Consider the following 22,587-nt stretch of genomic DNA (forward strand, 5'->3'; position numbering starts at 1 on the left):
CGTTGCTGGCGCACCGACCCATCCTGCTTTTTTTCACTTCGGCCTTCGCCTTGTTCACCATGCCACGTCTCGACATTCCCTCCGACCGCTTTGCGACCTCCACCCCACCGTCCCGCCGCCAGGTGCTGGGCGCCGGGCTGGGCCTGGCACTGACCGGCGCTGCCAGCCTCAGCGCCCTGCCCGCCCACGCCGCAGACGGCAAGTACCCCACCCGCCCCATCACGCTGGTGGTGCCGTTCCCGCCCGGTGGCTCGGTGGACGTGATGGCCCGCCAGTACACGGAGCCGCTGGGCCGCCTGCTGGGCGTGCCGATCGTCATCGACAACAAGCCGGGCGCGGGCGGCTCCATCGGCACGCAGTTCGTGGCGCGTTCCAAGGCCGACGGCTACACGCTGATCGCCTCGTCGCAAAGCAGCCACCTGGCCAACCCGCTGGTGCAGCCCAACCTGGGCTACGACCCGATCAAGGACTTCGAGAACATCGCCATGATGGGCCGCCAGCCCAACGTGCTGCTGGTGCACCCGAGCGTGCCGGCCAAGACGTTTGCGGAATTCGTCGCCTACCTCAAGGCCCAGGGCGGCCAGGTGAACTTCGCCAGCGCGGGCGCCGGCAGCATGGGCCAGCTGAACGCCGAGGCGTTCCTGCTCGCCACCGGCACGCGGGCGGTGCACATTCCCTACCGCGGCGGCTCCCCGCACGTGACGGCGGTGCTGGCCAACGAAGTGCAGTTCATCTTCGACAACCTGGTCACCTTCCTGCCGCACATCCAGGCCGGCAAGCTGCGCGCACTGGCGGTGGCTTCGCCCACGCGGATTGCGCAACTGCCCGACGTGCCCACCTTCGCCGAGCTCGGCCAGCCCAGCCTGAATCAGACATCGTGGACCGGCATCGCCGCGCCCGCCGGTACGCCCGAAGCCGTGGTGCAGGCGCTGCACAAGGCCATCCGCACCGTGGCCACGGAGCCGGCCATGGTGGAGAACCTGAAGACGCGCGGCGTGATTCCGCCCGAGGATATGAGCCCGGCGGCCTTCGAGAAGATGATGTCCGAGCGGCTGGTGAGCTATGGCGACGTCGTGCGCCGCGCCAACATCAAGCCGGAGTGACCAAAAACGGGCCTGACCCTGCGTGGGGCGGCGCTGCGGCGCGTGCAGGCACATTGTGGGAACATGGCTGACCACCGCCATCCGCCTTCGCCATGCGCTACCTGATCGCCTCCGCCACCGCCGTCGCACTGTTCGCCAGCGCTCCGCTGCTGGCACATGCCCAATCCACCTGTTCCAGCGATGGACAGCCGCAACCGGTCGCGCTGGTGGAGCGCTTCCTCAGCGCCGACTGCGAGCGCTGCTGGGCGGAATCGACCGCGCACACGCCTGGCCCGACTGCGCTGGTGGTGGACTGGATCGTGCCCAGCGCAGCTGCAGGCGACGACGCGCCGCTGGCCGCCGCCGCCACGCGCGAGGCGCTGGAGCGGCTGGAGCAGCTCCGGCGCCCCGTGCCGGCCACGACGGACACGTACGTGAGCGATGTCGCCAGGCCGGCGTCCACACCCGCATGGAGCCCGCTCCGGGTCATGGCGGGCCCGACCGTCAACGAGTACCGCGGCACCTCCATCAGCCTGGGGCGCAAGGCCGCGGCCGCTCCCCGGCGCGGGACTGCAGCGGCCGATTACCGCTACACGCTGCTGCTGGTCGAAGCGATTCCCGTCGGCACCGAGGGCAGCACCGCGCCGCGCAATCTGGTGCGCAACGTGTTGCAGGGTGCGTGGAACCAGGGCACCCGGCTACACAAGGGCGAGCAGTGGCTCTGGAAGGAGAGCCGCTCCATGCGCGTGCCGGATGGCGCTGACGCCAGTCGCACCCATATGGTCGGCTGGCTGGAAGACGCGGAGGGCCAAGTGGTGGCCGCCGCGCAGTCGCACTGCCCTGCCCCCAGATAGGGCCGGGCCGGGCAACAGCCCGCCGTGCAGCGGTGTATTCCCAGGCACCGCACGGCCTTCGCCGCAGGGGTAGAATCAATCACCGGGCCCAAGTATTTTGGCGTCCGGTTTTTTTTGGTGCCTGCGCACAGCAGGGCCCGGCAGCGCCCTACGGCGCGCCCACCGAACCGGTCTCCAAGCCAAGCGCCCCATCGCGGGGGAAATCTCTCCCCTGCGACCTTTCACAGGAGCTTGGGATCTCATGGAAATCTTCGACTACGACAACGTTCTTCTGCTGCCGCGCAAGTGTCGCGTGGAAAGCCGGTCCGAGTGCGACGCCAGCGTGACGCTGGGTTCGCGCACCTTCCGCCTGCCCGTGGTGCCCGCCAACATGAAGACCGTGGTGGACGAAAAAATCTGCCGCTGGCTGGCTGCCAATGGCTACTTCTACGTCATGCACCGGTTCGACCTGGACAACGTGCAGTTCGTGCGCGACATGCACGCGGCCGGCACCTTCGCCTCGATCTCGCTGGGCGTGAAGGCGCCCGACTACGCCACGGTGGACACGCTGGCCGCGGAGGGCCTGGTGCCCGAATACATCACCATCGACATCGCGCACGGCCATGCCGACAGCGTGAAGAACATGATCGGCTACCTGAAGGAGAAGCTGCCGGGCTCCTTCGTCATCGCCGGCAACGTGGCCACGCCCGAAGCGGTGATCGACCTGGAAACCTGGGGCGCCGACGCGACCAAGGTGGGCGTCGGCCCGGGCAAGGTCTGCATCACCAAGCTCAAGACGGGCTTCGGTACCGGCGGCTGGCAGCTGTCGGCGCTCAAGTGGTGCGCCCGCGTGGCCACCAAGCCCATCATTGCCGACGGCGGCATCCGCAGCCACGGCGACATCGCCAAGAGCATCCGCTTCGGCGCCACCATGGTGATGATCGGCTCGCTCTTCGCCGGCCACGAGGAATCGCCCGGCCAGACGGTGGAAGTCGACGGCGAACTCTTCAAGGAGTACTACGGCTCAGCCAGCGATTTCAACAAGGGCGAGTACAAGCACGTCGAAGGCAAGCGCATCCTCGAACCCATCAAGGGCACTCTGGCCGCCACCCTGGTCGAGATGGAGCAGGACGTGCAAAGCTCGATCAGCTACGCCGGCGGCACCAAGCTGATGGACGTGCGCAAGGTCAACTACGTGATCCTGGGCGGCGACAACGCGGGCGAGCATCTGCTGATGTGAGTTGCGGGAGGCTCGAAACACGAAACTTTTCGAAGCTCTTGCGCCAAGCTGAAAAACTAGTGCATAATTCGAGTCTCTGCCGCAACGCAGACACAGTTTTAAAAGTGGGTTCTTAGCTCAGTTGGTAGAGCAGCGGACTCTTAATCCGTAGGTCGAGTGTTCGAGTCACTCAGGACCCACCACTTATCTCAAGGCGCTACAGCTGCACGGCTGTAGCGCCTTTTCATTTGGACTTTTCCCAGAGTCCCACCCAATCACAGGCCGGCATCTCCCGCCGCGCCCTGCCCAACCCCGCAGCTCTGCACGGGGTTACGCTACCAAATGGGTAGTGATGTCACGAGCCCGCCTTGATTGCTATGGCGCGAAATGGCTCCATACCATTGCGGACTGGGGCCGCATCACCTACGTTGTCCAGCCCTCCCACCACCGCTTTTTGCGCAAAAAACGGAAGGTGGGGCGCGTCGGATATGTGAGGTTTTATGTGACGCATCACATATACAGTGCTGCCATGTCCACACCACCACGCATCGCCGGCCTTGACCATCTTGTGCTGACAGTCGCGAGCATCCCTCGCACCATCGCTTTCTATGAACAGGCTCTCGGCTTCAAGTCTGTCGAGTTCAAGCCCGGCAGATATGCGCTGCACTTCGGCCGGCAAAAAATCAACCTCCATGAGGTGGGAACGGTGGTTGACCCCAATGTGCGGCACGCCACCCCAGGCTCCGCCGACGTGTGCTTTTTAACCGCCACGCCCCTGGGTGACGTCATCGCACATCTGAGCCAGGTGGGGGTGAACATTGTGCAAGGCCCGGTGAACGCCACGGGGGCATGCGCCCGGTTGCGATCTGTCTACTTCTACGATCCTGATGAGAATCTGATCGAGGTGGCGAATGAAGCCGACGATGGCGACGCAAACGCATAAATCTCCTGATTGATGTCCGGCTCCATGAGGTGGAACATCGCGCCTGGCCTGAATTCGATTTCCGTTGCCCTAGCTATCGCTGTGATCGATCAAGTCAGTATTCGGGATGGGTCGGGCCGGCACGGCGGAAGCGCTGTCGCAGCCTCGATCCCGGCCCCGTGCCCGCACACGTTGCGCAAAGCGCCCTGCACGCCGGTCTGCCCTTCCGCCGACCCCTTTAAGGTTGCACTGCTGCTCAGCGGGCCGTCGCTGCAGCCTCCATCCACCCGTCGATCAACGACAACAGCCGATCCGGATCCACCGGCTTGGTGATGTGGTCATCGAAACCCGCCGCAGCGGTCTTTTCGCGGTCCTGCTGCGTTCCCCAGCCGGTGAGGGCCACGATGCGCACCTCAGAGCAGCTCGGGTCTGCGCGCAGTCGTCGCGCCACGGCGTAGCCGTCCATGAGGGGCATGCCGATGTCGAGCAGTACCAGCTGCGGCTTCCATCGCTCGACCAGGCGCAGCGCCTGCGGTCCGTCTGCGGCCCCTTGTACGGCGTGGCCCCGCGCGGCGATGAGTTCGACCAAGGTGGCCAGCCCGTCCGGGTTGTCTTCCACCACCAGCACCCGGCCGCGCTGTGCCTGGGCCAGGCCCCCAGGGGCGGTCTCCGCCGACGTCGCTGCGGCGGCCAGCGGCAGCTCGACACGGAACGTGCTGCCCCGCCCCAGCCCTTCGCTGCTGACGCCTACGGTGCCGCCGTGCATTTCCACCAGGCTTCGCACCAGCGACAGGCCGATGCCCAGACCGCCATGCGCCTTCTGTCCGGTGTGGCCCAGTTGCGTGAAAAGCTGGAACAAGCGCGCCTGGTCTTCCGGGGGAATGCCCATTCCGTTGTCCGTCAGCTCGATCACCACCTGATCGCCATTCACCCAGGCGCCGAGCCGGATGTCGCCGCCATCGGGCGTGTATTTGGAGGCGTTGTTGAGCAGGTTGGTCACCACCTGCACCAGCCGCGTCGGGTCGGCATGCACCGGCGCCGGCCCCGCCGGCAGCTGCACGCTGAGGTGATGGCCTGCCGCTTCGAGCATGGGCGCTGCGGCCTCCAGGGCCTGCGTCAGCAAGGGCGCGACATCCACGACCTCGCGCTTCAGTTCGATCAGCCCCCGGCTGATGCGGGAGACGTCCAGCAGATCGTCCACCAGCCGCACCATGTGCTTGGCCTGCCGCTCGATCACCTCGACCCGCCGCGCCTGCCGAGTGGGGTCGAGGTCGCGCTTCATCAGGGCGACGGCATACAGCATCGGTGCGATGGGGTTGCGCAATTCGTGCGCCAGAGTCACCAGGAATTCGTCCTTGCGCCGGTCCTGGTCGCGCAGCATCGCAGCATCGCGAACCCGCTCGATGTGCGTCCAGCAACGCTCCACCACATCGCCGATGATGCGCAGCTCCTCTTCGGACCAATCACGGGGGACCGCCTGGTGCACCGCCATCATGGCCACCAGCCGGCCGCCCTTGACCAGGCTGGCGCAGACGAACGCCTTGATCCCCATGGTGCTGCAAAGCTGTGCGGAGCTGCCTTCGCTGATTTCCTGATCGACATCCCGCACCACCACCGGGTGGCCACGGCGCAGGTTGGCGATCGCCTGGGCGCCGAACAGCGAGAGCGGGTACACGCCGACGCAGGAGGAAACGCCGGGTTCCGACCACTCGCCGAGGATGGTGAACTGGTCGCCCGAAGGCTCCACGTCGGTATAGGCGCAGCGGGTGGCGCCAAGGTGTTCACCCAGCAGCTTCGCCGTGACCTGCATGACGTCGGCAGCCTGGACCAGGGGCCGCGTGGCCCGTTCGATGCGGCCCAGCAGTCGCACGCGCTGCTGCACCTGCAACTGCAGGGCTTCGGCCCGCTTGCGCGCCGTGATGTCGATCACCGTGCCGATGGCACGCACGCAGCGGCCTTCATCGTCGAACAAGCCACGCCCTTTGGCTGCGACCCAGCGCACGATGCCATCCTCGCGGCCGATGGTCCGGTACTCCACGTCGTACACGGTCCGCAACTGCGGATCCTGGGCCGCAGCGAAAGCATCCAGCACCCTGGGGGCGTCGTCGGGGTGCAGCGCCTGGGTGAAGTCATCCAGCGTCACGTCGCACTCCGGCGACATTCCGAACATGGCCTTGACGCGTTCCGGCCAGTAGACCTTGCCGGTTGCCGTGTCCACGTCCCACAAGCCGATCTCCGCCGCTTCGACAGCGAGACGCAGTTGCTCTTCCTTGTTCTGCCAGGAAAGGGGATCGGATGGATTGGTATGGTGAGGGAGTGTCATCGGCGGCATCTGCGCAATGGCGCAGTCGTCGCGCCTTGCCAGCGATTGTCGTCCGGTCGTGCAGGGAACGCTGTTACATGGGCTTTCAAAGCGGGCGACCCAACCCTTCCAGCCCACCTTCGCGCCCACTCACCCCAGGCCGCTGCCGTGCTGCCTCCGGCACAAGCACCGGGCAGATCGGCCGGGCCCCGATCACGCAGTGCCTAGCCCCTGCGCCCTGTGACAGCGACAACGATCCTCAAACCCCGACCGCGCCAGTGGGCTCACGGGGAATGCGCACCGTGAAGGTCGCCCCCTGTCCCAAGCCGGCGCTTGCAGCCCGCACCGTGCCGCGGTGCAGTTCCACGACGCGCTGGACGAGCGCAAGTCCGATGCCCATCCCGTCGGCCGCCAGCACGGATTTGCGGTCGACCTGCGCGTACAGCTCGAAGATCCGGCTCAGCTGGTCGGCCGACAGACCGATGCCGGTATCGGCCACGTGCAACTCGATGTCGCAGTCTTCCTGGGTGGCAGAAAGCGTGATGGTTCCGCCTTCCGGGGTGTACTTGATGGCATTGGTCAGCAGGTTGACCAGCACCTGGATCATCTTGGCCGAATCTGCATGGATCAACAGCCCCGGTTCGCTCGGGCGCAGGACTAGCTGGTGCCCCGCAGCTTCGGCCTGCGCCTGCACGGCCTGCGCCGAGGCCAGCAGCAGGTCGGAGACCCGGCAGTCGTCCAGTTTCAACTCCATCAGGCCCAGGCGGATCTTGCCCAGCTCCACCAGGTCCTCCACCATGACCGACATGCGCCGCAACTGCGCCCGAATCACGTCGAGCGGCTTCAGTTCGTCGCCCGGCTTGGCACGGTTGCGCAGCACGGACTCCGCGAGCGCGATCGAACCCAGCGGGTTGCGCAGCTCATGGGCCAGCGACAGGATGAAGTTTTCGACCCGTTCTTCCTGCAGAGCCTGCTCCGCAGCCGCCTGGCGCGCCTCCCGCGCGTCCATCAAGGACTTCACGGCCGCCCCGACGAAGACGGCCAGGTTCTCGCAAATGCGTGCGTCCTGCCGCGTGAAGCCCTGGCGGCTGTCGTGCATGGCCACCCACAACGCACCCACCGCGACGCCTTCCAGCGTGAAGACGGGCACCAGCAGGCGCTCGGTCATCGGCGGAATGTCTTCGTGACCGGGCATGTCGGGCGCAGGGAAGCCGATGAGCACGGCCGTGCCGGCATCCAGGCAGATCGCACAGGCACTGGACTCGCGCGGCAGCGCTCTGGAGTCCTGCGACTGCAGCACACCCCTGACTGCCTTCCAGCGGAAAACGGGCCCCAGGCGCTCGTCGCGTTCCAGCAGGCTGACGCCGGCGGATTGGGCGCCGGTCAGCTCCTGGGCGACTTGGGTGACGCGACCCAGCAATTCGTCGGGCAAGGTGGCCAGGACGGAGGCCAGCCGCATCAGCGCCGCAATCTGGACCTGGTCCTGGTCGTGGCGGGAGGGGCGCTGATCGAGCAGATCGGTCAGCAGCCGAATGTCGCGAGGGTTGGTGCTCAGAGAAGCAAGCATGAGGCCTCCAACCTCTGTGTGTACAGCCGACGGTTATACCTGTGTTTAACCGCAGTTCGTTGCGTCTTTTGACATTGTGGGCTCGTCCGGTTTGTGCCTCGCACCGTGATCCCCAACCCGATGAGTATGACAGGGGCCGGCGGCTTGCGCCCACCAGCGGGCGGAGCGGTTAGCCCCATGTGTGGGGATACAGGTTGCCGCATTTCACCTACAGGAGGGGCCGCCCTCCACCGCCAGCCGCTGGCGGGCGGGTCGCCGAGCATTGCTTTTCATTCCGGCCAGTCAGCCGTTGGGCCACCACCTTTTGGAGCAGAACATGAACGACAGCACCGCCAGCAACGCCGCCACTCCCGACAGCATCTCCCTGCAAGACGGAGCATCCGTTGCGAAATGGGTACGCAAGCTCGATGTGACCGAACAGCAGATCCACGATGCGGTGGGCGCCGTGGGCAACAAGGCTTCCGACGTGGAAATGCATCTGAAGGGCACCCGCAGCACCACCAACGACGACCGCATCGAACAAGCGGGCGCAGGCACCGACTGAGTCGGTACCTGGCGCGTATCAAGAACGCGCCGCGCGGGCGGCTCGATCCGCATGAGCGCCGCGAGGTGAGAAGGCGGCCCCCGCCATAATCGGGGCACCATGCTGCGTGCCTTGCGCCTCTACTCCCACCCCGCTCGCCAGGCACGGGTGGTATTGGCGTGTTTCGGCATGGTGCTCTTGGCCGCAGCACTGACCCCCTTTTTCCAGCGCTCAGCCACTGCGTTTCCACTGGCGCTCGCCGTTATGTGCTCCAGTGGCGGGGCAGTCGTGCACCCTGCGCCGCCAGACAGCGGCGTGCCGGCACCGGGTGCCCACACGCTGGATTGCCCGCTTTGCCTTGCGACCGGGCTGGCGTTGGCCGCCCCATCCGCCTGCGCACTGGCGCTGGCGCCCCCGGTATGGCCCGTCGCGCGCGCCGCTGTTGATCGCTTTGGTTTCCGATCCGGCGCGGCCTTGCCGCCGCGGGGACCGCCTGCCTAGCTGCGTCACACATCGAATCGGCGCACGCGCCCCATGGCCGGCTTGAATTGCCGTGGTCTCGTTCATTCGCAGCGTAGGCAGAAGGGATGCGTCCATCGCACCCCGTCCGCGCAACCTCACCCGTATCGGAATCATTGAATCATGAAGCACCTCTTCCCCACCCGTTCCGCTTTCGTTCTCGTTGCTGCCGTGCTGGGCACTGCCTGCGGTGCAGCACAGGCGCAGGTCACCGTGCAGGATGCCTGGGTCCGCGCCACCGTGCCGCAGCAAAAAGCCACCGGCGCCTTCATGCGCCTGCAGTCCAGCAAGGACGTGCGGCTCGTTTCCGTCAGCACCCCTGCCGCTCCGGTGGCCGAAGTCCACGAAATGAAGATGGTGGACAACGTCATGAAGATGCGCGCCGTGCCCAGCCTGCCGCTGCCGGCGGGCCAGACGGTCGAGCTGTCGCCCGGCGGATTCCACGTCATGCTCATGGACCTGCCGGCGCAGGTGAAACAGGGTGATGCCGTTCCACTCACGCTCGTCTTCGAAGGCAAGGACGGCCAGCGCGAAACCGTGCAGGTCCAGGCGCAGGCACGCAGCGTGGGCGCCTCCGCCCCGGCGGCGTCCAGCCACGGGAACCACGGCGGCGCGCACAAGCACTGAAACCGCATGCACAGCCGGCTCCTGCGAATGGACCACCTCCTTGCCTTCGATGGACCGGCCTCGGGCATCTGCTTTGGGCCGGCGGCGCCGACCTGCCTTTTCCCTCGCATTCCACCCTCGATGGTCGCGCGGCGGGGCTGGCCGGCAGACACTAGCCGCGGCCAACCCACCGCTGTCTCATGAATCCGCAAGCTACTGAACTCTGGCGCGGCCCGCGCTGGGCCCTCGCCGTCCTCCTCGCCTTGCTGGGAATGCTGGGGCCGTTCTCCATCGACACCTACATTCCTGCCTTCTCCGGCATCGGGGCTGCGCTGGGCGCCACGCCGGTGGAGATGCAGCAGACACTGTCGGCCTATCTGTTCGGCTTCGCGTTCATGACGCTGTTCCACGGCGCGCTGTCGGACAGCGTGGGGCGGCGCCCGGTGGTGCTGTGGGGCATCGCGGTGTTCACCATCGCCTCGGCTGGCTGCGCGCTGTCGCAGAACATCGGCCAGCTGGTGTTCTTCCGGGCGCTGCAGGGGCTTTCCGCCGGCGCGGGCATCGTGGTGTCGCGCGCGGTCATCCGCGACATGTTCCCCCCGGCGCAGGCCCAGCAGGTCATGAGCCAGGTGACGATCTACTTCGGCGTGGCGCCCGCCATCGCCCCCATCGTCGGCGGCTGGCTGTTCGTGCATCTCGGCTGGCACAGCATCTTCTGGTTTCTGACGGGTGTGGGCCTGCTGCTCTGGGTCGCCAATTTCCGGCTGCTGCCGGAAACCCTGCACGTGAGCCACCGCCAGCCCTTCAACGCCCGGCATCTGATGCAGGGCTACTGGCAGCTGGGCTCCAGCCCGCGCTTTCTGCTGCTGGCACTGGCCAGCGGGGTGCCATTCAACGGCATGTTCCTGTATGTGCTGGCGGCCCCCGCGTTCCTCGGGGAACACCTGCAGCTCGCGCCCACCCACTTTTTCTGGTTCTTCATTCTCACCATCTCCGGGATCATGGGCGGCGCCTGGCTCAGCGGGCGCCTTGCCGGGCGCATCGCACCCAAGCGGCAGATCCGGCACGGCTTCGTCATCATGTTTTCGATGGCACTGATCAATCTGGCGGCCAATGCGCTCTTCACGCCACATGTGTCCTGGGCACTGCTGCCCATCGCCGTGTTCGCTTTCGGCTGGGCGCTGATGGTGCCGGTGGTGACCTTGCTGGTGCTCGACCTGCACCCCGAGCGGCGCGGTATGGCGTCGTCCCTGCAGGCCTTCGTCGGCTCCACCGCCAACGGTGTCGTGGCAGGCGTGGTCGCGCCGCTGGTGATGCATTCCACCCCGCTGCTGGCGAGCGCATCGCTCTTGATGCTCTGCGTCGGGCTGCTGGCATGGATCTACCTGCACCACCGCTGGCCCGACGTGGGCCGCACGGCCACCGTCGCCTGAAGGGCGGCGGGCGGCCCGCCAGCTACCGCCAGCCCCGCCCCCGGTCAGCCCCGGCGACGCTCCACACCCAACTGGTCGTAATAGCGGGCTTTCTCGGCATACATGGCCTGGTCGGCCCGATTGACCGCCGCTTCGATCTGCTCGCCTGAGACGGCGATGGCCATGCCGATGGACAGGCTCAGCGGCTTGCCGGGGTAGAACTGGTTGTTCAGATCGAGCAATGACACGATGCGGTCGATCGCAGCCTGCGCGCCGCGCTCGTCGGTGACGGGCATCAGCACCGAGAACTCGTCGCCGCCGATCCGCGCGGCGCAGGCCGGCGCATCCACCGCCTTGGCCAACACTTCGCCCACGCGGCGCAACATGGCATCGCCAGCGGCATGGCCCGATTCGTCGTTGATGGCCTTCAGGCCGTTCATATCGATGACGATGACCGCCACCGGCCAGGGCCCTTTGCGGCTGAGTCGATTGAGCTCTTCGACGTAGAAGGCCCGGTTGCGCAGCTGGGTCAGCACGTCGTGCTTGCCGAGGTATTCGAGATAGGCCTCCGCCTTCTTGCGCGCCGTGATGTCCACCAGCGACAGCAGCACCATCGACCAGTCGTGACGATGCTCTTCCAGGATCGAGAACTGCATGTGGATGTTCACGGCCTCGCCGCTCAGGCTGTAGTTCACCACCTCGCGCTGCTGGAACAGCTTGCCGTCCCACAGATCGAGCAACTGTTCGGTGAACGATTCGTGCATCTCGCCGCGGAACACCTTGCCGATCTGGTTCAGCAATTCGGCTTTGCTAGCTGCGCCGAACATCTGCAGCGTCAGCTGGTTCACATCAATCACCCGGATCTCTTGCATGCACCGGGTCACGAACTCCGGGTGCACCTTCAGGAACGTCTTGAAATCACGGATGCCCTGCGCGCGCACGTCGTCCAGCAGCCGCTTCACGGTGCTGAAGTCTTCCACCCACAGCGACACGGGCGAATGCTCGAAGAGCCCGCGCGCGTACTGTTCGCTGCGCCGCAGCCGCTCGTGGTTGGTGATCTGCGGCGTGTTGTCTTCCAGGGACACCAGCACCCGGTCCCACAAGCCCTCATGGCCGGGAAGGATGCGGGCCCGGATATGGACGTCCAGGCGCCGCCCATCGAGCGTGTAGTTGACGGTCTGATTGGAGAATTCCAGCGCGCCGGACCACAGCTGGCGCAGCTCATGCACCGCCTGATCGAGCATGTCGCCCCGGAACACCTGCCCGAGCGACGCCAACAGCGTGGCCTCGTCGGGCGCCGCGAACAGCTCCAGCGTGCGCTGGTTGACCCGCAGCACCTTGAGCGATGCGCCGTACTGCGCCATGCGGCGGGGGTCCGCCCGCACGAACGCCTCGATGTCTTCGACCCCTTCGGCGCGCCAGCCGTCGAGCAGAACCTTCAGCGCACTGAAATCTTCCAGCCAGAGGGACACTGGCGCGATGTCGAACATGTGCTCGAAATCATCGCCCGGCGAGGGAAGAGAAGACATCTGAAGACTCCAGTCAGGCGCGCTCGGCAGGGGCCACACGCCCTGGAACCGCAGGGGCGAATTATTGCCCGGCCCATCGGCTCCCCCGCCCTGGCTGGCGGGCGCCCATGAAAAAGCCAGCCTCAAGGGCTGGCTTTTCAGGGAGCGGAGCGACTCAGGCGCTCAGCGTGCGGGCCGCGCAGGGCGCTTGCGGGCGTCGTGCGGGGCGAAGGGCTTCGGGCCACCCACGCCGGGCTTGGCAAAGGCAGGCTTGCGGGGAGCGAAATCGCCACCCCGGCCGCCGCCTTCCGAACGGGCACCGCCGAAGCCGCCGCGTGGCTGGTCGCCGAACCCGCCACGGGGCTGGTCGCCGAAGCCGGGCTTGCGGCCATAGCCTTCGCCGTCACGGCGTGCGCCGCCGCCGAAGCCGCCGCCACCGCGCTGGTCGTCGCCACGGGAAGCGAACTGACCACCGCCCTGGTAGCCACCACCGTCACGGCCGGCAGGAGCGCCGCGGCCGAAACGGTCGCCGCCGTTGTTGTTGTTGAAACGGTCACCACCGCGGTCGCCGAAGCCACCGCCGAAGCCGCCACGGCCGGCACCGCCGCCGGAGGGGCGACGATCGCCACCGCGGAAGCCGCCACCGTCGCGCGAACCGCCACGGCCGCCGAACTCGGGGCGTGCCTGGGGTGCACGTTGCTGGGGCTCCAGGCCCGGCACCACTTCCGACTTGAACTGCTGACGGCTGTAGCCTTCGATATCGAAGATCTTCCGGCGGTCGCGGAACTCGGCGAACGTGACGGCCAGGCCGTCGCGGCCCGCGCGGCCCGTGCGGCCGATGCGGTGGGTGTAGTCCTCGGCCTTCATCGGCAGGCCGTAGTTGAACACGTGGGTGATCGTGGGCACGTCGATGCCGCGGGCTGCCACGTCGGTCGCCACCAGGATCTGCACCTGGCCGCCGCGCAGCGCCATCAGGCGGCGGTTGCGCAGGCCCTGGCTCAGGGCACCATGCAGTGCCACGGCCGAGAAGCCTTCCTGCTGCAGGTCGTTGGCCAGGCCGTCGCACTCCACTTGGGTGCTGGCGAACACGATGGCCTGGTTGATCGACGTATCGCGCAGCCAGTGGTCCAGCAGCTTGCGCTTGTGCTGGGCGTTGTCGGCCCAGAACAGCATCTGTTTGATGTTGGCGTGCTTTTCCTGCGGGCTGTCGATCTGCACCTTCTGCACTTGCGAGCCGCCGTCGTGCATCACGCGCATGGCGAGTTGCTGGATGCGCGGCGCGAACGTGGCGCTGAACATCATGGTCTGCTGGCGTTGGCTGGTCAGCTGGTTGATGTCGGCCAGGTCATCGGAGAAGCCCAGGTCGAGCATGCGGTCGGCTTCGTCCACCACCAGGAATTTGACCTGGTCGAGCTTGATCTGCATCGAGCGCTGCAGGTCGAGCAGGCGGCCGGGCGTGGCCACCACCAGGTTGGCGTTCTGCAGCTTGGCGATCTGCAGTTGGTAGGGAATGCCACCGACCACGTTGGCCACGCGCAGGCCGCGGCAGTGCTTGACCAGCTCGATGGCGTCATGCGCCACCTGCTGGGCGAGTTCGCGCGTCGGGCACAGGATCAGTGCGCCGGGCGTGGCGGCCTTGAAATTGCGGGCGTTGGTCGGATCCTTGCGCTTGGCGCGTTTCGGAGGCGCTTCACCGCGTGCCAGGGCCTCGGCGGCGGCCTTGTCGAACTCGGCACGGGCGGCGGCATCGGCAGCAGCCTGTTCCTGGATCAGGGTGTGCAGCACGGGCAGCAGGAACGCTGCCGTCTTGCCGCTGCCGGTCTGGCTGGACACCATCAGGTCGATGAAGCGGGCAGCAGCGTCGCCCGAGCCCATGGCCAGGGGAATGGCTCGGGCCTGCACCTGGGTCGGCTGGGTGTAGCCCAGATCGGCCACGGCCTGCACCAGTTCGGGCGCCAGGCCCAGTTCGACGAAGCCGTTGGGCTCGGCCTGCACGGCGTCCATGGACGCGCCTTCGGTCTGCGCAGCGGGGCTGGCTTGCTCTGCGGCAAACACAGCAGTTTCAGCCTGTTGCGACACGGCGGTGTCAGCAGCGGCCACGGAAGTATCAGCAGGCGCGAATTCGCCCTGCACTTGGAAAGTGTCAGTCATATTTTTTCTCACACGAAAACAACCGCAGGCGTGGCCTGAGGGAGGTCTCGTCAATGGTTAAAAAACATCAACCATCAAACGAAACCAGCGCTGCAAGGTGCAGAGCAGGTGGGCATTTGCGCGGAAAGATGCAGCTGAGAAGATCAACTGCCCGCGGGCCCGGTGTGTGAAGGGAGATGCACAAACTGCGTGATGCCACATGGCTCTGGGCCATGGCCCAATCACGCAAGTCGTCGATTATGGCACGCCTGGGGTTTTCCCGCAATGGCTGCCGCACATCCATCGGCTAGCAACCCTCTTCACGAACCGAGCGGCCAGTGGGCGCTGGCAATCGGGATGGCGGCGCGGTGATTCGGGGAGCGCGCGCCCGTCCCTACACCGACAGCAGATGGGTGCGGTAATGCGCCATTTCGTCGATCGACTCGTGCACGTCGGCCAGCGCCGTGTGGCGCTGGGCCTTCTTGAAGGACGAATACGCCTCGGGCTTCCAGCGCTTGGCCAGCTCCTTGAGGGTGCTGACGTCGATGTTCCGGTAGTGGAAGAACGTCTCCAGCTTGGGCATGTAGCGCACCAGAAAGCGCCGGTCCTGGCCGATGCTGTTGCCGCACATGGGCGCCGTGCCCTTGGGTACGTAACGCGCCAGGAACTCGATGATCTGGCGCTCCGCGTCCGCTTCGGTGACGGTGGAAGCGCGCACTTTCTCGATCAGGCCGCTGCGGCCGTGGGTACCCTTGTTCCAGGCGTCCATGCCGTTCAGCAATTCGTCGGACTGGTGGATCGCGAACACCGGGCCTTCGATGCGCGGCTCCAGTTGCGGGCCGGTCACGACCACGGCGATCTCGAGCAGGCGGTCGGTATCGGGGTTGAGCCCGGTCATCTCGCAATCCAGCCAGACCAGGTTCTGGTCGGACTTGGACAGGGTGGGCAGCGGGGGCGTTTCGGGCGGGGAAGAAGCAGCGGTCTCGGACATGGCGGGGATTGTCGCTGATAGGGAGCCGAGGGCGGGCCGGGACGCCTGCCGCCATTCCTGCGCTGAGCGCCGGTGCTATCCCGAGGCTCTACACTCCAGCGCACATGCCGCCCTCCACCCCCGCCCCCTCCCTGCTGTCGCCATCGGTGCTGCTGACGCTGGTCTTCGCTGCGGCGCTGCTCGCCGGACTGGCGCTGCGCCTGTGGCTTGCTTCGCGCCAGATCCGCCACGTCGCGCAACACCGCTCCACCGTGCCGGCCGCGTTCGCGGGCCGCATTCCACTGGCGGCGCACCAGAAAGCGGCCGACTACACCGTCGCCAAGGCGCGTTTCAGCCTGCTGGAGATGGCGCTGTCCGCCGCCGTGCTGCTGGGCTGGACACTGCTGGGCGGGCTCGATGCGCTGAACCGCGCCCTGCTGACCTGGCTGGGCGGCGGCATGGTGCAGCAGCTCGCGCTGCTGGCGGCCTTCGCGGCCATCAGCGGCCTGATCGATCTGCCGGCCACGCTCTACCAGACCTTCGTGATCGAGCAACGCTTCGGCTTCAACAAGATGACGCCCCGCCTCTGGCTGGCCGACCTGGCCAAGTCCACGCTGATGGGGGCCGCCATCGGGCTGCCCATCGCCTCCCTCATCCTCTGGCTGATGGGCGCGGCCGGCGCTTTCTGGTGGCTGTGGGCATGGGGCGCCTGGATGGCGTTCAACCTGCTGCTGATGGTGATCTACCCGCTGTTCATCGCGCCGTTCTTCAACCAGTTCAAGCCCCTGGAAGACGCTTCGCTGAAGGAACGCGTCACCGCGCTGATGCAACGCTGCGGCTTTGCCGCCAAGGGCCTGTTCGTGATGGACGGCAGCCGGCGCAGCGCCCATGCCAACGCCTACTTCACCGGGTTCGGCGCCGCCAAGCGGGTGGTGTTCTACGACACGCTGCTGCGCCAGTTGAACGTGGGCGAGGTCGAGGCCGTGCTGGCCCATGAGCTCGGGCACTTCAAGCACCGCCACATCGTCAAGCGCATCGCCGGCCTGTTCGCACTCAGCCTGGCGGGTTTCGCGCTGCTGGGCTGGCTGAGCACGCAGGTCTGGTTCTATACCGGCCTGGGTGTCGTGCCCAACTTGATGCTGGAAGGCGTGGCCGGATCCGCGCCCAACGACGCACTGGCCCTGCTGCTCTTCCTGCTGGCGGCGCCGGTGTTCACGGTCTTCATCTCGCCGCTCTTCGCGCAACTGTCGCGCCGCCATGAATTCGAAGCCGATGCCTACGCCATGGCCCAGGCGGATGGCCGCGACCTGGCGACGGCCCTGCTCAAGCTCTACGAAGACAACGCCTCCACGCTGACACCCGACCCGGTGTACGTGAAGTTCTACTACTCGCACCCGCCGGCCGTCGAACGGCTGGCGCGCATGCCCATCGCCACGGCGAACACCGCGGCCACCCCCGGATACTCCACATGACGACTTCCATGCTCCCCAAGAAAGACTGGTCCCAGCAGGCGCGCCGCGCGCTCACCGCCACCGAGGTCGTCGCCCGCCTGGCCGACCTGCAGGGCTGGACCTTGAGCGGCGACGGTGACGCCGTGGCGATCGAGAAGACCTACCACTTCGCCAACTACTACGAGACCATCTCGTTCGTGAACGCGGTGGCGTTCATCGCCAACGCGCAGGACCACCACCCCGACCTGTCGGTGCACTACAACCGCTGCGTCGTGCGCCTGAACACGCACGACGTGCACGGCATCTCCGCCACCGACATCGACTGCGCAGCGCGTTTCGACGCCCTGCTCGCCGCCGCATGATGGACTTCGCCCTGCCGGCATGCCATGGCTGAACGCAGCGCCCTCTTCGACGGCCTGGTCGTTGCCAGCCACGGCCGCCACTGCCTGGTCGAATCGCCCGACGGCGCCCGCCGCATCTGCCACCCTCGCGGCAAGAAGAGCCAGGCCGTGGTGGGCGACCGCGTGCTCTGGCAGTTGCCCGCGCCGGGCCAGGGCGACGAGGGCACGATCGAGCGGGTGCAGGAGCGGCGCAACCTCTTCTATCGCCAGGACGAGATCCGCACCAAGTCGTTTGCGGCCAATCTCGACCAGGTGCTGATCCTGATCGCGGCCGAGCCGGTGTTCTCGGAGAGCCAGCTGGCGCGCGCCCTGATCGCCGCCGAGGCCGAGCAGATCCGGCCGATCATCGCGCTCAACAAGAGCGACCTGGTCGAGCCCTTCGCCCGCGCCTGGGAGCGGCTGCTGCCCTACCGGCACATGCCCGGCTCGCCGCGGGGCGAGACCGCCGCAGGTGCCGGCGCGAGTACCCGCGCAGAGCCCGAAACCGATGCCCCCGCCTTCAATCGCTACGGCGTGCTGTCGCTTTCGCTCTCGATGTCTGCGGAGGTCGATCGCCAGGCGCTGCTGGAGCACCTGCGCGGCAAGACGACGCTGGTGCTGGGGCCGTCGGGCTCGGGCAAGAGCACGCTGATCAACCTGCTGGTGCCGGGCGCCACGGTGCTGACCGGCGAGATCTCGCAGGCGCTCAATTCCGGCAAGCACACCACCACCAGCACCAGCCTCTACTGGGTGGACCCGCAAGAGCGCACCACCGCCCTCATCGATTCACCGGGCTTCCAGGAATTCGGCCTGCACCACATCGGCCCGGCGGACCTGCCGCGCTACATGCCCGACATCGGCCAGCATGCGCAGCACTGCAAGTTCTACAACTGCACCCACCTGCACGAGCCGGGCTGCAGGGTGATGGCGCATGTCGACGGGCTGGAAGGCGAGGCCCGCACCGGGCCAGGAGCCATCAGTCTGAACCGCTACCAGATCTACGCGAACCTGTTCGCGGAGTTGAGCGAAACGCGGCGCTGGTAGGCCGGAGGAAGCGCTGGATCAAGCATAAAAACAGCCTCCAGCGCTCACAGAACAACGGGATATTGCTATATTTTTTATAGCACAAAATCCACAGCGGCGGTGACGACTCAGCCCAGCAGGCGCGCCAGCGTCAGCAGCGCCAGCAGCAGCATCCAGACCACGACCGAGCGCCACACCAGCCCGACCACGCTGCGCAGGTGGCCCACCTCGGGTGCGCGGCCTGGAGTGCTGTCGCTGTCGGCTTGCGCCGCTGCGGCATCGGCCGCGGCCAGATCGATCAGCGGCACCTGCGGGTCCACGTCAGCCCGTGCGCGCAGCGCCTCGCCGCCCAGGCGCACGTTGATGGCGCCGGCGGTGGCGGCCAGCACCACCCCGTCGTTGTCATTCGGAAAGCGCTGCGCGTGGAAGCGCCAGCCATCGATGGCCTCCTCGAAGCTGCCCACCGCCGCGAAGCTCAGCGCCGTCAGGCGGGCGGGCAACCAGTCGATGGCCGTCCAGGCCCGGGCCGCGGCCTCCTGCAGGGCCGGGCTGGGCGGGTGGGCACTCACCAGCACCGTGCGCTCGCCCCAGTGCCGGGCGACGAATTCGGCCAGCCGGTAGAACACCGCGCCAGCCGGTCCCAGCCCCAGCGCGGCCAGGATCGAGAACCAGGCCAGCACGCCGAACACATGGCGATGGGCCGCGATCACCGAGTACTCGATCACATGCCGCACGATCTCGCTGCGCGGCAGGTCGCGCGCATCCACCTGCTGCCAGGCCGCCAGCTGTGCGCGGGCCAGGCTTTCGTTGCCTTCTTCCAGCGCATCGCGGATGCCGGTGAAGTGGTGGCTGAATTGCCGGAAACCCAGCGTGACATAGAGCACCGCCACGTTCCAGAGCATCGCGACCGGCCAGCCGATCCAGTGCATCAACGCCCAGTGCACGGCCAGCGCGACCAGCGTCGGCACGACCACCGCCAGACTCCACGCGACCCAGCCGTGGCGCATGCCGCCCGTGTCGAAATTGCGCCGCACCGACAGGCCCCAGGCGCGTACGCCGGCGTGGATGGTGTTGGTTCGGGCCAGCGGGCGTGCCTGCTCGATGAGGAGCGCGAACAAGATGGCGAAGAAACTCATGGGGCGCAATGATAGCGATGCACTCCAGCGCACTGCCGCACTGGCGTCGCAGGAGGGAACCGGCACGGGCGCCCGCCGCCTGCCCAGGTTAAGGGCTCGGCTGAGCGCCCACCATGCCGCGAGGGAGCTGCGGCATGGCGATGGAAGCACCGCTGACTGGACGGCCTACGGGGCGATCATGAACCGGTAGAAGTTGCGCAGCATGCCGGCGGTGGCGCCCCAGATGTAGCGCTCCTTGTCGCCGTCGGCATAGGGCATGGCGAACCACTCGCGCTCCGCGCCCTCCCACTGCAGCCGGTGACGCTGGTGGTGCGCCGGGTCGAGCAGGAAGTCGAGCGGCACCTCGAACACGTCCGCCACCTCGTAGGGGTTGGGCCGCAGCACGCAATCGGGCTGCACCAGTGCCACCACAGGCGTGATGATGAACGCGCTGCCCGTCACGTAGGTGGGCAAGGCGCCCAGCACCTCGACGAAGCGGGCTTCCAGCCCGACCTCCTCCCAGGCTTCGCGCAGCGCGGTCGCGGCGGCGTCGGCGTCTTCCGGGTCCGAGCGACCGCCCGGGAAGGCCACCTGGCCGGAGTGCTGGGACAGGTGCGCGGTGCGCTCGGTGAGCAGGACGGTCGGCCGCTCCCGCAGCACGATGGGCACGAGCACCGCCGCATGCGACGGGGCCCTGTCGGTGAAGGACCGCTCCAGCACCACCTCGGGCATCCAATCCAAGGTGCGCGCAAAGCGCTCGCGCAGCGCGGCCGGTGTCTGCGCGTCCAGCGGCACGGCGGGCAGGTGCGCGTCGACCCCGGCGATCGGCACGCTGCGCGGGTCGAAGGAGGGCATGCGCGCGACCGGTGGGATGACCGACGAGACGGGAGTGACGGGCGGCAGCGAAGCGGAAGGCGGCAGGGTCACGACAGAACACTCCAGAAGATACGTCGCCAGGAAACGAAAAAGCCGCTACGGCTTGCGCGGTAGCGGCTGGAACCCGTTGGCGGGCGGGGGGCTTCGCAGCCCCGGGGCCGATCAGGCGGCCGTTGCGGGCGCTGCTGCAGCCGCTTGCGTCTTGTTGACGCGCGCTGGCAGCTTTTCCTTGATACGGGCCGACTTGCCGCTGCGGTCGCGCAGGTAGTACAGCTTGGCACGGCGCACGTCGCCGCGGCGCTTGACTTCGATGCCGGCGATCAGCGGGCTGTAGGTCTGGAACGTACGTTCCACGCCTTCGCCGCTGGAGATCTTGCGCACCGTGAAGCCACTGTTGAGGCCACGGTTGCGCTTGGCGATCACCACGCCTTCGTAAGCCTGCACGCGCTTGCGCGTACCTTCAACCACGTTCACGCTCACGATGACGGTGTCACCAGGAGCGAATTCGGGAATGGTCTTGTTCAAGCGGGCGATTTCTTCCTGCTCGAGGGTCTGGATCAGATTCATGTTGATTCACCTGCGATCATGTCCGCGCCAGGATTGGCAGGGGCGCCAGGATTGGCGCCTTAAAGGCTGCAGGAACGTTGCGGTTGCGCAGCGGCCGGCCAGAGGATCGAAAGAGCCCGCGATTATAGCAACCCGGCCTGCTGCGCGACAACCGCTTCATCGGCGCGGCTGAGCAGCCCCTGCGCGCGGGCGGCGGCCAGCAGGTCGGGGCGGTGGCGCGCGGTCAGCGTCAGGCGCTGATCGCGCCGCCAGCGTTCGATCTGGGCGTGGTGGCCGGACAACAGCGGCGCGGGCACGGCACGGCCGGCCCACGCTTCCGGGCGGGTGTAATGCGGGCAGTCGAGCAGGCCGTCCAGAGCGGGGTTGAAGCTGTCCAGCTGGTGGCTGCCCTCGTCGCCCAGCACGCCCGGCTGCAGCCGGGCCACGGCGTCGATCAGCGCCATCGCCGGGATCTCGCCCCCCGACAGCACGAAGTCGCCCAGGCTCAGCTGCACGTCGACATGCGCGTCGATGAAGCGCTGGTCGATGCCTTCATAGCGCCCGCACAGCAGGATGGCGCCCGGCCCGGCCGCCCAGTCCGACACGCCGGCATGGTCGAGCGCCTGCCCGATGGGGGAGAACAGCACCAGCGGCACCGCGGAGCCCGGCGCTGCGGCGGCAGCATGGTCGGCACGGATGGCGGCCAGGCACCGGGCCAGCGGCTCGGCCATCATCACCATGCCCGGGCCGCCGCCGAACGGGCGGTCATCGATGCGGCGGTAGTTGCCTTCGGCATGATCACGCGGGTTCCACAGGCGCACGTCGACCTGCCCGCTGGCATAGGCGCGCCGCGTCACGCCGCTCACCAGAAAGGGCGCGAACAGCTCGGGGAACAGGGTGATGATGTCGAAGCGCATGGGCTTGAAGGCCGGCCCGCCGCAGGGGGCGCGGCGGCTGCGGCAGGCCAGGTGTCAGTAGTCGGGTTGCCAGTCGACGAGGATGCGGCGCTCGGGCAGCTGAACCTGGTCGATGAAGGCGGATACGAAGGGAATCATGCGCTCCAGCGTCTTGCCTTCGTGCTCATAGCCCAGCACCAGGGTGGTTTGTGGACCGGTCGCCATCAGTTCGCGCACGGTGCCCAGCGCCACGCCTTCGCGGTTCACCACGTCCAGGCCGATCAGGTCGACCCAGTAGAACTCGCCCTCCTCCGCCGCCGGGAAGCCCGAGCGTGGCACGAAGATGCGGGCACCGCGCAGTGCCTCGGCCGCGTCGCGGTCGGCCACCCCGTCCGCCATGGCCACGATGGAATCGGAATGCGCGCGCGCCTGGCGCACTGCCAGGGCCACGGTGCCGGTGAAGAAGCTCTTGGCGCCCTTCTCGGCCGGCTGCAGGTACCAGCGCTTGGCGGACAGCAACGCTTCGGGCGAGGCGCTGTACGGCAGCACCTTGAACCAGCCCTTCACGCCCCACGCATCGGCGACGCGTCCGATCTCGACGGCGTCGGAGGGCAGTTCTGCGGCTTCGAGGACGGGCAACTGGGGCATGGCGGATCAGCGATCGGTGAACAACGAAAGAGGCAAAGGAAAAGGGGCGGAGCCCGTCA

General features: G+C 67.3%; 21 protein-coding genes and 1 tRNA gene. 12 read left to right on the top strand and 10 right to left on the bottom strand.

Features of this window, described 5'->3' with window-relative positions; translation table 11 throughout:
* Nucleotides 1–59 precede the first annotated feature (59 nt).
* The 5 genes from ASF94_RS13160 to ASF94_RS13180 all read left to right on the top strand — a co-directional run bounded on the left by ASF94_RS13160 (nucleotide 60) and on the right by ASF94_RS13180 (nucleotide 4,077).
* Complete coding sequence (locus tag ASF94_RS13160; RefSeq protein WP_056667287.1) at nucleotides 60–1,103, top strand: tripartite tricarboxylate transporter substrate binding protein BugE; 1,044 nt, start codon at nucleotides 60–62, stop codon at nucleotides 1,101–1,103.
* A 92-nt stretch (nucleotides 1,104–1,195) separates the two neighbouring features.
* Nucleotides 1,196–1,936, top strand: a complete 741-nt coding sequence (locus tag ASF94_RS13165) for a hypothetical protein (protein WP_056666921.1) — start codon at nucleotides 1,196–1,198, stop codon at nucleotides 1,934–1,936.
* Nucleotides 1,937–2,177: 241 nt separating this feature from the next.
* On the top strand, nucleotides 2,178–3,155 hold the full coding sequence (locus ASF94_RS13170) for a GMP reductase (RefSeq protein ID WP_056666924.1): 978 nt from the start codon (nucleotides 2,178–2,180) through the stop codon (nucleotides 3,153–3,155).
* Nucleotides 3,156–3,261: 106 nt separating this feature from the next.
* Nucleotides 3,262–3,337 (top strand) — tRNA-Lys (locus tag ASF94_RS13175).
* Nucleotides 3,338–3,663: 326 nt separating this feature from the next.
* Nucleotides 3,664–4,077 carry a VOC family protein gene (locus ASF94_RS13180; RefSeq protein ID WP_056666927.1) on the top strand — a complete coding sequence of 138 codons (414 nt, stop codon included), beginning with the start codon at nucleotides 3,664–3,666 and terminating at the stop codon, nucleotides 4,075–4,077.
* Between the two features lie 235 nt (nucleotides 4,078–4,312).
* Here ASF94_RS13180 and ASF94_RS13185 read toward each other — a convergent pair whose 3' ends face one another.
* Both ASF94_RS13185 and ASF94_RS13190 read right to left on the bottom strand, forming a co-directional pair.
* Nucleotides 4,313–6,379: an ATP-binding protein gene (locus tag ASF94_RS13185; RefSeq protein WP_056666930.1), complete on the bottom strand. Its 2,067-nt coding sequence runs from the start codon at nucleotides 6,377–6,379 to the stop codon at nucleotides 4,313–4,315.
* A gap of 238 nt (nucleotides 6,380–6,617) precedes the next feature.
* A complete protein-coding gene (locus ASF94_RS13190) occupies nucleotides 6,618–7,925 on the bottom strand; it encodes a GAF domain-containing sensor histidine kinase (RefSeq protein ID WP_056666933.1) in 1,308 nt (435 codons plus the stop codon).
* Between the two features lie 316 nt (nucleotides 7,926–8,241).
* Between ASF94_RS13190 and ASF94_RS13195 the strand changes: the two genes are divergently transcribed.
* From ASF94_RS13195 to ASF94_RS13205, 4 genes are all read left to right on the top strand, one after another.
* A complete protein-coding gene (locus ASF94_RS13195; protein ID WP_056667290.1) occupies nucleotides 8,242–8,469 on the top strand; it encodes a DUF3606 domain-containing protein in 228 nt (75 codons plus the stop codon).
* Between the two features lie 99 nt (nucleotides 8,470–8,568).
* Nucleotides 8,569–8,949 (top strand): DUF2946 family protein, encoded by a 381-nt coding sequence (locus ASF94_RS22015; protein WP_369818671.1) that lies wholly within the window; start codon nucleotides 8,569–8,571, stop codon nucleotides 8,947–8,949.
* 141 nt (nucleotides 8,950–9,090) lie between these two features.
* Entirely contained in the window at nucleotides 9,091–9,594 is a 504-nt protein-coding gene (locus ASF94_RS13200; protein ID WP_056666936.1) for a copper chaperone PCu(A)C, read from the top strand.
* A gap of 179 nt (nucleotides 9,595–9,773) precedes the next feature.
* On the top strand, nucleotides 9,774–11,006 hold the full coding sequence (locus ASF94_RS13205) for a multidrug effflux MFS transporter (protein WP_056666940.1): 1,233 nt from the start codon (nucleotides 9,774–9,776) through the stop codon (nucleotides 11,004–11,006).
* Nucleotides 11,007–11,050: 44 nt separating this feature from the next.
* Here ASF94_RS13205 and ASF94_RS13210 read toward each other — a convergent pair whose 3' ends face one another.
* The 3 genes from ASF94_RS13210 to orn all read right to left on the bottom strand — a co-directional run bounded on the left by ASF94_RS13210 (nucleotide 11,051) and on the right by orn (nucleotide 15,614).
* Nucleotides 11,051–12,514, bottom strand: a complete 1,464-nt coding sequence (locus tag ASF94_RS13210; protein WP_082493243.1) for a sensor domain-containing diguanylate cyclase — start codon at nucleotides 12,512–12,514, stop codon at nucleotides 11,051–11,053.
* Nucleotides 12,515–12,676: 162 nt separating this feature from the next.
* Entirely contained in the window at nucleotides 12,677–14,644 is a 1,968-nt protein-coding gene (locus ASF94_RS13215; protein ID WP_056666948.1) for a DEAD/DEAH box helicase, read from the bottom strand.
* Between the two features lie 373 nt (nucleotides 14,645–15,017).
* Nucleotides 15,018–15,614, bottom strand: a complete 597-nt coding sequence (orn, locus tag ASF94_RS13220) for an oligoribonuclease (RefSeq protein ID WP_056666952.1) — start codon at nucleotides 15,612–15,614, stop codon at nucleotides 15,018–15,020.
* Between the two features lie 104 nt (nucleotides 15,615–15,718).
* Here orn and ASF94_RS13225 point away from each other — a divergent pair, with 104 nt between their 5' ends.
* Genes ASF94_RS13225 through rsgA form a run of 3 tightly spaced genes read left to right on the top strand, consistent with a single transcriptional unit; the run spans nucleotide 15,719 to nucleotide 18,468 of the window.
* A complete protein-coding gene (locus ASF94_RS13225) occupies nucleotides 15,719–17,065 on the top strand; it encodes a M48 family metallopeptidase (protein WP_056666955.1) in 1,347 nt (448 codons plus the stop codon).
* Nucleotides 17,062–17,406, top strand: a complete 345-nt coding sequence (locus ASF94_RS13230) for a 4a-hydroxytetrahydrobiopterin dehydratase (protein ID WP_056666958.1) — start codon at nucleotides 17,062–17,064, stop codon at nucleotides 17,404–17,406. Before ASF94_RS13225 ends, ASF94_RS13230 begins: the two co-directional genes overlap by 4 nt.
* 24 nt (nucleotides 17,407–17,430) lie before the next feature.
* Nucleotides 17,431–18,468: a ribosome small subunit-dependent GTPase A gene (gene rsgA / locus ASF94_RS13235; protein ID WP_056666961.1), complete on the top strand. Its 1,038-nt coding sequence runs from the start codon at nucleotides 17,431–17,433 to the stop codon at nucleotides 18,466–18,468.
* Nucleotides 18,469–18,575: 107 nt separating this feature from the next.
* Here rsgA and ASF94_RS13240 read toward each other — a convergent pair whose 3' ends face one another.
* The 5 genes from ASF94_RS13240 to rimM all read right to left on the bottom strand — a co-directional run bounded on the left by ASF94_RS13240 (nucleotide 18,576) and on the right by rimM (nucleotide 22,528).
* Nucleotides 18,576–19,583, bottom strand: coding sequence for a CobD/CbiB family protein (locus ASF94_RS13240; protein WP_056666962.1), 1,008 nt, complete (start codon nucleotides 19,581–19,583; stop codon nucleotides 18,576–18,578).
* Between the two features lie 165 nt (nucleotides 19,584–19,748).
* On the bottom strand, nucleotides 19,749–20,417 hold the full coding sequence (locus ASF94_RS13245) for a CoA pyrophosphatase (protein ID WP_056666964.1): 669 nt from the start codon (nucleotides 20,415–20,417) through the stop codon (nucleotides 19,749–19,751).
* A gap of 183 nt (nucleotides 20,418–20,600) precedes the next feature.
* Nucleotides 20,601–21,005 (bottom strand): 50S ribosomal protein L19, encoded by a 405-nt coding sequence (rplS, locus tag ASF94_RS13250; protein ID WP_056666967.1) that lies wholly within the window; start codon nucleotides 21,003–21,005, stop codon nucleotides 20,601–20,603.
* 122 nt (nucleotides 21,006–21,127) lie between these two features.
* Complete coding sequence (gene trmD, locus ASF94_RS13255) at nucleotides 21,128–21,901, bottom strand: tRNA (guanosine(37)-N1)-methyltransferase TrmD (RefSeq protein ID WP_056666970.1); 774 nt, start codon at nucleotides 21,899–21,901, stop codon at nucleotides 21,128–21,130.
* A gap of 54 nt (nucleotides 21,902–21,955) precedes the next feature.
* Nucleotides 21,956–22,528, bottom strand: coding sequence for a ribosome maturation factor RimM (gene rimM, locus ASF94_RS13260; protein WP_056666973.1), 573 nt, complete (start codon nucleotides 22,526–22,528; stop codon nucleotides 21,956–21,958).
* Nucleotides 22,529–22,587: the final 59 nt, after the last annotated feature.

The organism is Acidovorax sp. Leaf160 (assembly GCF_001424265.1).
Taxonomy (GTDB): domain Bacteria; phylum Pseudomonadota; class Gammaproteobacteria; order Burkholderiales; family Burkholderiaceae_C; genus Paracidovorax.